Source organism: Nitrospira tepida (assembly GCF_947241125.1).
In the GTDB taxonomy this organism is placed as follows: Bacteria; Nitrospirota; Nitrospiria; order Nitrospirales; family Nitrospiraceae; genus Nitrospira_G; species Nitrospira_G tepida.
The window spans coordinates 2,107,051-2,119,843 of the sequence record NZ_OX365700.1; the positions used below are offsets into that span (position 1 = coordinate 2,107,051).

The 12,793-nt window shown below is 59.7% G+C and carries 10 protein-coding genes; all 10 read left to right on the plus strand.

What is annotated here, in order from left to right; translation table 11 throughout:
• The first annotated feature begins 60 nt into the window (after positions 1–60).
• The 10 genes from QWI75_RS09960 to QWI75_RS10005 all read left to right on the plus strand — a co-directional run bounded on the left by QWI75_RS09960 (position 61) and on the right by QWI75_RS10005 (position 12,786).
• The gene (locus tag QWI75_RS09960) at positions 61–729 is read left to right on the plus strand and encodes a Crp/Fnr family transcriptional regulator (RefSeq protein WP_289268510.1); all 669 of its coding nucleotides are present in this window, start codon (positions 61–63) and stop codon (positions 727–729) included.
• 486 nt (positions 730–1,215) lie between these two features.
• On the plus strand, positions 1,216–1,833 hold the full coding sequence (locus tag QWI75_RS09965) for a cytochrome P460 family protein (protein ID WP_289268511.1): 618 nt from the start codon (positions 1,216–1,218) through the stop codon (positions 1,831–1,833).
• A gap of 283 nt (positions 1,834–2,116) precedes the next feature.
• A complete protein-coding gene (gene istA / locus QWI75_RS09970; protein WP_289271643.1) occupies positions 2,117–3,655 on the plus strand; it encodes an IS21 family transposase in 1,539 nt (512 codons plus the stop codon).
• Positions 3,655–4,419 carry an IS21-like element helper ATPase IstB gene (istB, locus tag QWI75_RS09975; protein ID WP_289268509.1) on the plus strand — a complete coding sequence of 255 codons (765 nt, stop codon included), beginning with the start codon at positions 3,655–3,657 and terminating at the stop codon, positions 4,417–4,419. Before istA (QWI75_RS09970) ends, istB (QWI75_RS09975) begins: the two co-directional genes overlap by 1 nt.
• Positions 4,420–4,530: 111 nt before the next feature.
• The gene (locus QWI75_RS09980; RefSeq protein ID WP_289268510.1) at positions 4,531–5,199 is read left to right on the plus strand and encodes a Crp/Fnr family transcriptional regulator; all 669 of its coding nucleotides are present in this window, start codon (positions 4,531–4,533) and stop codon (positions 5,197–5,199) included.
• Positions 5,200–5,685: 486 nt separating this feature from the next.
• Entirely contained in the window at positions 5,686–6,303 is a 618-nt protein-coding gene (locus QWI75_RS09985) for a cytochrome P460 family protein (RefSeq protein ID WP_289268511.1), read from the plus strand.
• Between the two features lie 283 nt (positions 6,304–6,586).
• Entirely contained in the window at positions 6,587–8,125 is a 1,539-nt protein-coding gene (istA, locus tag QWI75_RS09990; protein ID WP_289271643.1) for an IS21 family transposase, read from the plus strand.
• The gene (gene istB, locus QWI75_RS09995; protein ID WP_289268509.1) at positions 8,125–8,889 is read left to right on the plus strand and encodes an IS21-like element helper ATPase IstB; all 765 of its coding nucleotides are present in this window, start codon (positions 8,125–8,127) and stop codon (positions 8,887–8,889) included. The genes istA (QWI75_RS09990) and istB (QWI75_RS09995) overlap by 1 nt, the downstream gene beginning before the upstream one ends.
• 185 nt (positions 8,890–9,074) lie before the next feature.
• Positions 9,075–9,404 carry a helix-turn-helix domain-containing protein gene (locus QWI75_RS10000; RefSeq protein ID WP_053380500.1) on the plus strand — a complete coding sequence of 110 codons (330 nt, stop codon included), beginning with the start codon at positions 9,075–9,077 and terminating at the stop codon, positions 9,402–9,404.
• A 2,473-nt stretch (positions 9,405–11,877) separates the two neighbouring features.
• A complete protein-coding gene (locus QWI75_RS10005) occupies positions 11,878–12,786 on the plus strand; it encodes a conjugal transfer protein TraF (RefSeq protein WP_213041803.1) in 909 nt (302 codons plus the stop codon).
• The last annotated feature ends 7 nt before the right edge of the window (positions 12,787–12,793 follow it).

Below are 12,793 nucleotides of genomic sequence, written 5' to 3' on the forward strand. Positions count from 1 at the left end.
GGCCGGATTCAGCGGAATACGCACTGCGCAATGCAATCGAATATCTGAAAGGGGGCTCACGTGAATCTTCCCCAAGAGCTTATGCAGCGGACACTGTCAGCTTTGAAGGCAGCGTGTGCATTTCGGCGGCACCTCCTCAAGCATGGGGGGGCCATCCACATCACCTCCACCGCCAAGAAATTCTATGCCGTGGAGAAGGGGTTCGTTCGCCTTACGTCTATCCAATCAACTGGTCGACAGGTCACACGAGTGCTTCTTGGGAGAGGCGCGTTGTTTGGGGAGCTCCCATTTGTGCCAAATCTGGAGATGCTCGAGGAAGTGGCGCTGGCCAACGGCCCAACCGCTGTCCTTGAGTTCGACTGCTTGTCTGCCGAGAGGGCCATGCAAAGCAGCCTTGAGCTGCAGCGGCTGCTGATCGAAGCGCTTGGCGCGCAGCTACAGATCCTCTCCCGCCGGCTGCAGTGGCAGCAGACAGACCCGTTAGAAAAGCGCGTGGCCATGGTGCTGTATGATCTGATGTGCTTCGGAGGGACACCCTGTGGCCACGGCCCTGGCTATGCGATGGATATTCGGCTGACCCATGAGGAGCTCGCAGAAATTGTCGGAGCCGCCCGACCGAGCGTCAGCGCCGTCTTGGGCAAGCTGCATCAGAAGGAACTCATTTCCTCGACCAGATCCTACCTCTGCATACGAAGCCTTGAGCGATTAAAACACCAACTCTCCCAGTGACAACACGAGCAGCGGAAACCCTGCCGCCGCTCGTGCAGACTCATGTTCAAAAGATACTCCCTCTCGCAGAGGAATGAAGCTGATCTAGCCCACTATCTCCAGTGGGAGAGTCTACCGTTCGGCACACGGCCTTCCCCTTAGACGCCCCAAATGCAATTCATCTGACTTGTCATATTCATGACAGACCCCCACACAGTCTCTGCGGTACTGTTCTCTACATGACGCCGTTCACGTATGTGGCCCAATCAGACGCCGGTACCATCTGAGGAATGGTTGCGTGCGAAGGCCGGCGTTGCCGAGACGTGATCTGATGCCACCACGGGGCTCTCGTGTGTTCGGAGGAAGATTATGCGGAGTACGCGTCTGGATGTTTCTAGGACGCGCTGAATACCACGCTTGAACGACAGCGCGAACGAGGCTGTTTGCACCCGATGCAGGCAGGATGTGCGAGGACAATCGAATGGGCTCTACAACAACTGGAGGGGCATGATGAACAAGATCTGGTCTGTCATGGGTATGGCGTGTGTTGCCGTGGCGCTTCAGAGCAGCCCCTTGCGGGCCGAAGCAGAGCCGCTCTTCGTGCCCAATGTGGTCGATGCGGCAACCGGAGCCCTTCGCGTGCCGGCCAATTATACAGAGTGGCCGACGTTGGGGACGTGGGCGCATGCCAATACTGGCGAGGCTCTCGAGAAGATGGGTCCAGGCCTTCACGAGTACCATGTGGTGTATACCCAGCCGGAAACCATTGCGTACTACAAGAAGACTGGCCAATTTCCTGATGGCGCCGTGTTAGTCAAAGAACTGTTGAATGCCACGACGATGTCGATGACGACAGGATTGGCCGTCGGCCACGCAACCACTATTAAAGGGTGGTTCGTACTCGTGCGCGACACCAAAGGCCGGCACAAAGAGTCGAGCCTCTGGGGAGATGGATGGGCCTGGTCTCTGTTCAACGCAGAAGATCCGAAACGAACAGTGTCGAAAAACTACAAGACGGATTGTCTTCCTTGCCATACACCAGCCAAAGAGCTTGCCAGGGCCAATGCCCCTGATGCAGACAAGTGGATTTATGCATTTGGCTACCCGGTGCTCCAGAAGAAATAGGCGAGTTTAAGCGTCTCAGTGCGTATTCCGACCCAAGCCGGCCACTGATTCCGACGCAAGTCGGCCACCCATTCCGACGGAACGCGGCCACTGATTCCGACCGGAAGTCGGCCACTTTTCCGAGTCCTCTCGGAATCGGTGGCCGACATCCCTCGGAATAACAGGCGGCTCGCCGCCGTCCGATCGTTCTGGAGCCATTCGCGACGCAGGTCCTCCTCACCCTTGGGTATCGTGTCCCTTCCAATTTATGAGGGAGGAACCGATGCCAGCGGAGCGAGTGACCATGCGAAAGATCAAAGACATTCTGCGACTGAAATGGGCCTGTGGGCTCAGTAACCGACAAGTCGCCGCGAGTTGTGGCGTGGCGCGGAGCACGGTCGCCGAGACGCTCTATCGGGCCACGGCGGCCGGGCTGACCTGGCCGTTCCCGGAGGACCTGGACGATCAGCAGCTGGAAACCCGGCTGTATCCGGTGGCCCCCTCGCCGACCGGCCCGCCGCGGGCTGTGCCGGACTGGGCGACCGTGCACCAGGAATTGACGCGGAAGGGTGTCACCCTGGCGCTCCTCTGGCAGGAGTACAAAGCCCAGCATCCGGCCGGCTATCAGTACAGCCGCTTTTGCGATCGCTATGGGGCCTGGCGGGCCACCCTGGATCGGTGTCTGCGGCAGGAGCATCGTGCCGGTGAGAAACTCTTCGTTGACTATGCGGGCCAGACCGTGCCGGTCCAGGATCGGCAGACCGGCGAGGTGCGGCCAGCCCAGATCTTCGTCGCGGTGTGGGGGGCCTCCAATTACACCTACGCCGAGGCCACCTGGACCCAAACGCTGCCGGATTGGATTGGTGCGCATACGCGCGCCTTCGCCTCGTTCGGCGGCGTGCCGGAAATCATCGTGCCCGATAACTTACGGAGCGGCGTCACCAAGGCCTGCCGCTATGAGCCCGAGTTGAACCCGACCTATGCCGATCTGGCCCGGCACTACGATGTCGCGGTGATTCCGGCTCGGGTGCGCAAACCGCGCGACAAGGCGAAGGTCGAAGCGGGCGTCCTGCTCGTCGAACGATGGATCCTGGCCTGTCTGCGGCATCACCCCTTCTTCAGTCTGGCGGAGCTCAATATCGCCATCGCCGCCTGTTTGGACCGGCTGAATCGCCGCCCCTTCAAGAAACTCCCTGGTTGTCGACAGTCTCAGTTCGACGCGGTGGACCGGCCCGCCTTGCAGCCGCTGCCCACCGAGCCCTACGTCTATGCCGAGTGGCGGACGGCGCGGGTGAATATCGATTCGCATCTTGAGGTCGAGGGCCACTACTACAGCGTCCCGTCGCCGTTGGTCCATACGGCCCTCGATGTGCGGCTGACCGTGACCACCGTCGAGTGCTTCCACAAAAACCAGCGGGTGGCGAGCCATGTGCGGAGTGCGGAGCGGGGTCGGCATACGACGGTGGTGGCGCATCTCCCCTCGGCGCATCAGCAATATCTGGCATGGTCTCCCTCCCGCCTGATCCAGTGGGCCGAGACCGTGGGGCCCGCGACCGGAACCGTCGTGGCCGAACTCCTGGCGCGGCGGCCGCATCCCGAGCAAGGCTATCGCTCCTGTCTGGGCATTCTCCGCCTGGAGCGTGCGTACGGCGTGGCGCGACTCGAAGCCGCCTGCCGGCGGGCGCAGGCGCTGGAGGCGTTCACCTACAAGAGTGTGCAGTCCATTTTAAAGACCGGACTCGACCAACAGCCGCTCCCCGAGCCGGTGCTGACGGTCCCGCTGCCGTTCGAGCACGCCCATCTGCGCGGCACCACCTATTACCAACAGGAAGGAGGGTTCTGATGTTACGTCATCCCACACTCACGGCGCTGGAGGCGATGAAGCTCACCGGCATGGCCATCGCCTTGGCGGAGCAATTGGAGATGCCCGACGTCCAGCGGCTCAGCTTCGAGGAACGGCTGGGGCTATTAGTCGATCGCGAGTGCACGGTCCGGGACAATCACCGGTTGGCGCGGCGGCTGGCCCAGGCCCGGTTCCCCGGCCACGCCACGCTGGAAGATCTCGATTATCGCCATCCCCGGGGGCTGGACAAAAGCGTGATCGCGTCCCTGGCCACGGGTCAGTGGATTCGCCGTCATGACAATGTGTTGATCGTGGGGCCGACTGGCGCGGGCAAAACGTACCTGGCCTGTGCACTGGCCCAGATGGCCTGTCGGTTGGGGTGCTCCGCCCTGTATTTGCGACTCCCGCGGTTCTTCCGGGACCTGGCGATCGCCAAAGGCGATGGCCGCTATGGCCGCGTGCTCCGGAGTCTCGCGAAGACGGACCTCGTGGTGCTGGATGACTGGGGGCTGGCCCCGTTGACCGACGAGCATCGCCGAGATCTCTTGGAACTCCTCGATGATCGCCATGGACGTCGGGCCACCCTCGTGGCCAGTCAACTCCCGATCGATCACTGGCACACGGCGATCGGGGAGCCGACACTGGCCGACGCGATTCTTGACCGGCTCGTCCACAATGCCTATAAGATCACTTTGAAAGGAGAATCAATGCGCAAACGGTTAGCCAAATCGGACGGAAGTCGGCCACTGAAGACAGAGCACTGAGGCCCTGCGTCGCGGGGCTCCGAGGGGTGGCCGGATTCGCTCGGAATCGGTGGCCGGATTCAGCGGAATACGCACTGCGCAATGCAATCGAATATCTGAAAGGGGGCTCACGTGAATCTTCCCCAAGAGCTTATGCAGCGGACACTGTCAGCTTTGAAGGCAGCGTGTGCATTTCGGCGGCACCTCCTCAAGCATGGGGGGGCCATCCACATCACCTCCACCGCCAAGAAATTCTATGCCGTGGAGAAGGGGTTCGTTCGCCTTACGTCTATCCAATCAACTGGTCGACAGGTCACACGAGTGCTTCTTGGGAGAGGCGCGTTGTTTGGGGAGCTCCCATTTGTGCCAAATCTGGAGATGCTCGAGGAAGTGGCGCTGGCCAACGGCCCAACCGCTGTCCTTGAGTTCGACTGCTTGTCTGCCGAGAGGGCCATGCAAAGCAGCCTTGAGCTGCAGCGGCTGCTGATCGAAGCGCTTGGCGCGCAGCTACAGATCCTCTCCCGCCGGCTGCAGTGGCAGCAGACAGACCCGTTAGAAAAGCGCGTGGCCATGGTGCTGTATGATCTGATGTGCTTCGGAGGGACACCCTGTGGCCACGGCCCTGGCTATGCGATGGATATTCGGCTGACCCATGAGGAGCTCGCAGAAATTGTCGGAGCCGCCCGACCGAGCGTCAGCGCCGTCTTGGGCAAGCTGCATCAGAAGGAACTCATTTCCTCGACCAGATCCTACCTCTGCATACGAAGCCTTGAGCGATTAAAACACCAACTCTCCCAGTGACAACACGAGCAGCGGAAACCCTGCCGCCGCTCGTGCAGACTCATGTTCAAAAGATACTCCCTCTCGCAGAGGAATGAAGCTGATCTAGCCCACTATCTCCAGTGGGAGAGTCTACCGTTCGGCACACGGCCTTCCCCTTAGACGCCCCAAATGCAATTCATCTGACTTGTCATATTCATGACAGACCCCCACACAGTCTCTGCGGTACTGTTCTCTACATGACGCCGTTCACGTATGTGGCCCAATCAGACGCCGGTACCATCTGAGGAATGGTTGCGTGCGAAGGCCGGCGTTGCCGAGACGTGATCTGATGCCACCACGGGGCTCTCGTGTGTTCGGAGGAAGATTATGCGGAGTACGCGTCTGGATGTTTCTAGGACGCGCTGAATACCACGCTTGAACGACAGCGCGAACGAGGCTGTTTGCACCCGATGCAGGCAGGATGTGCGAGGACAATCGAATGGGCTCTACAACAACTGGAGGGGCATGATGAACAAGATCTGGTCTGTCATGGGTATGGCGTGTGTTGCCGTGGCGCTTCAGAGCAGCCCCTTGCGGGCCGAAGCAGAGCCGCTCTTCGTGCCCAATGTGGTCGATGCGGCAACCGGAGCCCTTCGCGTGCCGGCCAATTATACAGAGTGGCCGACGTTGGGGACGTGGGCGCATGCCAATACTGGCGAGGCTCTCGAGAAGATGGGTCCAGGCCTTCACGAGTACCATGTGGTGTATACCCAGCCGGAAACCATTGCGTACTACAAGAAGACTGGCCAATTTCCTGATGGCGCCGTGTTAGTCAAAGAACTGTTGAATGCCACGACGATGTCGATGACGACAGGATTGGCCGTCGGCCACGCAACCACTATTAAAGGGTGGTTCGTACTCGTGCGCGACACCAAAGGCCGGCACAAAGAGTCGAGCCTCTGGGGAGATGGATGGGCCTGGTCTCTGTTCAACGCAGAAGATCCGAAACGAACAGTGTCGAAAAACTACAAGACGGATTGTCTTCCTTGCCATACACCAGCCAAAGAGCTTGCCAGGGCCAATGCCCCTGATGCAGACAAGTGGATTTATGCATTTGGCTACCCGGTGCTCCAGAAGAAATAGGCGAGTTTAAGCGTCTCAGTGCGTATTCCGACCCAAGCCGGCCACTGATTCCGACGCAAGTCGGCCACCCATTCCGACGGAACGCGGCCACTGATTCCGACCGGAAGTCGGCCACTTTTCCGAGTCCTCTCGGAATCGGTGGCCGACATCCCTCGGAATAACAGGCGGCTCGCCGCCGTCCGATCGTTCTGGAGCCATTCGCGACGCAGGTCCTCCTCACCCTTGGGTATCGTGTCCCTTCCAATTTATGAGGGAGGAACCGATGCCAGCGGAGCGAGTGACCATGCGAAAGATCAAAGACATTCTGCGACTGAAATGGGCCTGTGGGCTCAGTAACCGACAAGTCGCCGCGAGTTGTGGCGTGGCGCGGAGCACGGTCGCCGAGACGCTCTATCGGGCCACGGCGGCCGGGCTGACCTGGCCGTTCCCGGAGGACCTGGACGATCAGCAGCTGGAAACCCGGCTGTATCCGGTGGCCCCCTCGCCGACCGGCCCGCCGCGGGCTGTGCCGGACTGGGCGACCGTGCACCAGGAATTGACGCGGAAGGGTGTCACCCTGGCGCTCCTCTGGCAGGAGTACAAAGCCCAGCATCCGGCCGGCTATCAGTACAGCCGCTTTTGCGATCGCTATGGGGCCTGGCGGGCCACCCTGGATCGGTGTCTGCGGCAGGAGCATCGTGCCGGTGAGAAACTCTTCGTTGACTATGCGGGCCAGACCGTGCCGGTCCAGGATCGGCAGACCGGCGAGGTGCGGCCAGCCCAGATCTTCGTCGCGGTGTGGGGGGCCTCCAATTACACCTACGCCGAGGCCACCTGGACCCAAACGCTGCCGGATTGGATTGGTGCGCATACGCGCGCCTTCGCCTCGTTCGGCGGCGTGCCGGAAATCATCGTGCCCGATAACTTACGGAGCGGCGTCACCAAGGCCTGCCGCTATGAGCCCGAGTTGAACCCGACCTATGCCGATCTGGCCCGGCACTACGATGTCGCGGTGATTCCGGCTCGGGTGCGCAAACCGCGCGACAAGGCGAAGGTCGAAGCGGGCGTCCTGCTCGTCGAACGATGGATCCTGGCCTGTCTGCGGCATCACCCCTTCTTCAGTCTGGCGGAGCTCAATATCGCCATCGCCGCCTGTTTGGACCGGCTGAATCGCCGCCCCTTCAAGAAACTCCCTGGTTGTCGACAGTCTCAGTTCGACGCGGTGGACCGGCCCGCCTTGCAGCCGCTGCCCACCGAGCCCTACGTCTATGCCGAGTGGCGGACGGCGCGGGTGAATATCGATTCGCATCTTGAGGTCGAGGGCCACTACTACAGCGTCCCGTCGCCGTTGGTCCATACGGCCCTCGATGTGCGGCTGACCGTGACCACCGTCGAGTGCTTCCACAAAAACCAGCGGGTGGCGAGCCATGTGCGGAGTGCGGAGCGGGGTCGGCATACGACGGTGGTGGCGCATCTCCCCTCGGCGCATCAGCAATATCTGGCATGGTCTCCCTCCCGCCTGATCCAGTGGGCCGAGACCGTGGGGCCCGCGACCGGAACCGTCGTGGCCGAACTCCTGGCGCGGCGGCCGCATCCCGAGCAAGGCTATCGCTCCTGTCTGGGCATTCTCCGCCTGGAGCGTGCGTACGGCGTGGCGCGACTCGAAGCCGCCTGCCGGCGGGCGCAGGCGCTGGAGGCGTTCACCTACAAGAGTGTGCAGTCCATTTTAAAGACCGGACTCGACCAACAGCCGCTCCCCGAGCCGGTGCTGACGGTCCCGCTGCCGTTCGAGCACGCCCATCTGCGCGGCACCACCTATTACCAACAGGAAGGAGGGTTCTGATGTTACGTCATCCCACACTCACGGCGCTGGAGGCGATGAAGCTCACCGGCATGGCCATCGCCTTGGCGGAGCAATTGGAGATGCCCGACGTCCAGCGGCTCAGCTTCGAGGAACGGCTGGGGCTATTAGTCGATCGCGAGTGCACGGTCCGGGACAATCACCGGTTGGCGCGGCGGCTGGCCCAGGCCCGGTTCCCCGGCCACGCCACGCTGGAAGATCTCGATTATCGCCATCCCCGGGGGCTGGACAAAAGCGTGATCGCGTCCCTGGCCACGGGTCAGTGGATTCGCCGTCATGACAATGTGTTGATCGTGGGGCCGACTGGCGCGGGCAAAACGTACCTGGCCTGTGCACTGGCCCAGATGGCCTGTCGGTTGGGGTGCTCCGCCCTGTATTTGCGACTCCCGCGGTTCTTCCGGGACCTGGCGATCGCCAAAGGCGATGGCCGCTATGGCCGCGTGCTCCGGAGTCTCGCGAAGACGGACCTCGTGGTGCTGGATGACTGGGGGCTGGCCCCGTTGACCGACGAGCATCGCCGAGATCTCTTGGAACTCCTCGATGATCGCCATGGACGTCGGGCCACCCTCGTGGCCAGTCAACTCCCGATCGATCACTGGCACACGGCGATCGGGGAGCCGACACTGGCCGACGCGATTCTTGACCGGCTCGTCCACAATGCCTATAAGATCACTTTGAAAGGAGAATCAATGCGCAAACGGTTAGCCAAATCGGACGGAAGTCGGCCACTGAAGACAGAGCACTGAGGCCCTGCGTCGCGGGGCTCCGAGGGGTGGCCGGATTCGCTCGGAATCGGTGGCCGGATTCAGCGGAATACGCAGGCACGCATTTCTCTCGACAACAGCCATCTATACACATGTCAGCAGTGATTTCAAAAACCACCAACTGCAACAGGCGCTTGAACGCCTCTATCGGCCAAAGGAGGAGTAAGGTGACCAAGAAAATGGCCGCTGAATGGAATCTCAAGAAAGTGATGGAGCAGCATCATTTTCATTCGACTACAGAGCTGGTCCCGATGCTGGCGCAACGGGGAGTCCAGTTGTCTCGCATTCAAGTGTATCGACTCGTTGCCCAGGCGCCTCTCCGTCTCACACTGGATCTGCTGGCTGCGTTATGTGACATCTTCGCCTGCACACCGAATGATCTGATCACCATCAAACAGGTAGACCGTCAAGAAAGGAAAAAGCTTGCTGCAGCCGGAGAGACAAAATCATCAGGTCGATTGTCCCTCATTAAGACACGTGTCCATCGACCGAAGTAAGAGACGGAAGCCATGGCGCCTGTTGGGATCTGTCCGATCTGCAACGAAAAACGACTCCTGAAGCGCATCCTTCATCAACGTCGGGTGTGTGTCCGGTGTCGTGCGGCCCAAAAGAAAATCTGTGGCACCTGCGGCAATGCCCGTAGGGTCGTAAGGCATTTGAATGGGCAGCCAATTTGTCACCAATGTTGGAAATGCCATCCCTCTCAGTTGGCTACCTGCACAGTATGTCAGAGCTTCGGTCCCGTTGTGGTGAAGAGAGCCGGAAGCCCCATCTGCGGGGCGTGTTACCCTCGTCACACTGAGCCCTGTTCGCTCTGTGGTCAGCAGAGACCAGTCCAGAGTCGACGTGACGGAAGGGCCTTGTGTATGTGTTGTTATATGGCGATCCGGGACGGCAAAGACCCTTTGCACGTGCGCCGGCGGCCAAGGCGACCCGGACGCATACGCATCTGTTCGAACTGTGGTCAACGAAAGTTGTGCCAAGGATTTCTAGGGCCGACGCCCTTATGTGCAGAGTGCGCCGGCCGTCCACTCGTGCAGTGCGTGTGGTGCGGTGAAAAGAAACCTGTGACGGCGTATTGGCCAGGTGGCCCCGTCTGTAATCATTGTGCCGAAGAATTTAGGCAAAAGCCGAAGGAATGTACAAGATGTAGAAATATGGGCATGGCCGTCCCATTCGAGAAGCGGCAGATCATTTGCCGGCCGTGCGCTGGTTGGGAGGATTCAAGCCGTTGTGTGCACTGCGGGCAGCAAAAACCGCGCTATGCAAAGGGGTATTGTGTTGACTGTTATCTGCGGCACGTGGCCCTTCCGAAGTTACTGAATCTCCAAGGTGCTTCATCAAATACCCCACATCTGAACCGGGTAATGGAGACCTTACTCAGCCGAAAGCCCATCTCCGTGGTGAATTGGTTGAAAACAGGAAGCGCGGCTCTGCTCCACTCCATCGCGCAAGGCCAAACAGCACTCTCACATTCCGCACTTGACAAACATACGTCCCCCGGCCACGCGGAGTTCGTGCGCTCAATCCTTGTGGAAGCAGGTGGACTGCCAGTGAGGAATCGAATGGCCGCCCACATTGACCACTGGCTCGAGGTCTTCAGAGCCGAAGTGCCCGACCAGCATCGTCTTCTCATTATGATGTTTGCTGAATGGCGTATAGTGCGTCGACTCCGTGGGAAAATTCAACACCAACGCCTGACACGCTGGGCTTTGCACTCAATGAAATTGCGGTTACGGATCGCCGTCAGGTTTTTGGAGTGGTTAGATAGACAGGAAAAGACGCTCCAGCAATGCACCCAAAAGGATGTTGAATGCTGGCTCACTGAGAGTAAGGTGACGACCCCATATCTCGTCCGCGACTTTTTGCAGTGGACATCGCTCCGCAAGTTCTCACGCCCGCTAGAGGTGCCTCTTCTGAAATCGAGCGGAATGGTTCTCGTTGACGAGGACAGGCGCTGGGCAATGATTGAGCGATTAAGCAACGATGAATCCATGAGACTCGAACTTCGCCTCTGCGGCCTATTCGTTCTTGTTTTTGGCCAACATGTCAGCCGGATCGTCACGTTACTGGATTCTATGGTGCAAATCGACGAGAAGAAGAACGTAAAGATAGTCTTTGGAGGGGAACCAGTTGTGATGCCACCCGTTATAGCAAGATTGCTCTCCAAGCAATTAGTGGCTTGCCGTGGAAATCCAAACGGTCGTCGAGCCGATGGGACGTACTGGTTGTTTCCGGGACGACATTACGGGAGTCATCGGAACGTGGTCCGCTTGCAGAAGAACCTTAACAACATTGGGGTGGAGTGTCGGAGGGGCCGTAACAGTGCCTTGTTACAATTAGCGAGCCAACTTCATCCGGCAGTTCTCGGACGGCTCTTACATATGTCACCGAACGTAGCAGTCAGGTGGTCCCAAAATGCTGGCGGTGGCTTTAATCGATATGTGGCCTCTCGAACAGCCAGGATCGAGAACGGCCATCACTCTGCATGATGAGAAATGAGCTGTACTGTCGTCTCTGGCCGTGACGCTCGGCCGTGGGGTCGTGTCCCCGATTTCCGTAGAAATTGGCTTCTCCCCGCATTGACTCTACAAAATAACCTCCACATTTCCCTTATACGAGGCGATCGGCATCCGGCCTGACCTCCAGATCCCCCCTCAGGTAGCCGCGGTACTCTCCAAGGCGGTCAGGATCGCACTGAGCTGCTGCCAGCCATCGATCCGCCGCGTGCTATGACGGGGACGTATTACTAAGTTGGGGGCCGCAAGGTTTCAATTAGGCCATGGGACGAATGGAGAGAGAGCCCCTTACCGGAAAGAGGGTTAGGAATGGAAGAATACCCCCTATTACGAAAATCACCCCTTTACCAGTCCCCAGCTGGACGCGGCGTTGTACTTCATGGCTCTCCGGCGATGGGCGACTGTGCGAGGGTTACTCAGAATGGAGTTTGGTTTCTGGTGGAGTAGGAGTGTGAGAAAAAAGATCGTGCGAGGATTCATCGTGATGGTCTGTGCGGTGCTCGCGCCGGTTGTCGCGCGGGCCGGGTCTCTCCCTGACCAGCATCCGTCCTCTTCCCGCTTGGCGAATGAGTTTTATGAGCGAGCCAGGGAGGGATGGTTCTGGTATCAGGATCCGGTCGAGGAAGACGAAACGGATGCGGTTGTCAGACCGGTGACGTTGGCCACTCTTCCGCTCGAAGCCTGGCTGGACCCCGCCAAGTATCGCAGCCTCCTCAAGCGGGTCCCTATCGAACAGGAAGACTTGAGCACGCTGCCGGCTGGGATGCTGAGGGAGTTGGCCTCGGCCAAACGCGAGGCCGCGTTGGATGCCCCCACTCCAGAGACCGTGAAGACGTACATCATCGCGCAACGCGCCGTGTTCAAGCGCTCCGAGGACTTCACGTCCATGTGGCAGTTGGCGATGTTTACGAACCCGCAGCTCGATTTTGCGACCGAGCATCCGACCTCGCAGTTCGGCCACGACGTGGAGGCACAGGCGACGCAAGAGGTGGACGAGCGGCTCCTCTCATCCGCAAGGGCGAACCATGTCGGCCTGTTCTTCTTCTTCACGTCCACCTGTCGATTTTGCCAGGAGCAGTCGAAGATTCTGAAGCTGTTCGCCGATACCTACCAGATCGAGGTCTTTCCGGTCACCCTGGACGGGCAGGGGCTGAAGGAATTCCCGAAGGCTGCGGCGGACAACGGCATGGCCGAACGCGTGTCATTGCAGAAGGTCCCGACGATCTATCTCGCGATACCCCAAGAAAACTTCCTGGTCCCGATCGGCTCCGGTGTCATGACATTCAACGAGCTTCGCGAGCGTGTGCTCACGATCCTGAAGCAGCGCCCTCAGTTGAGGAGAAAAGCGGGCGATTCGTAACAGCCCG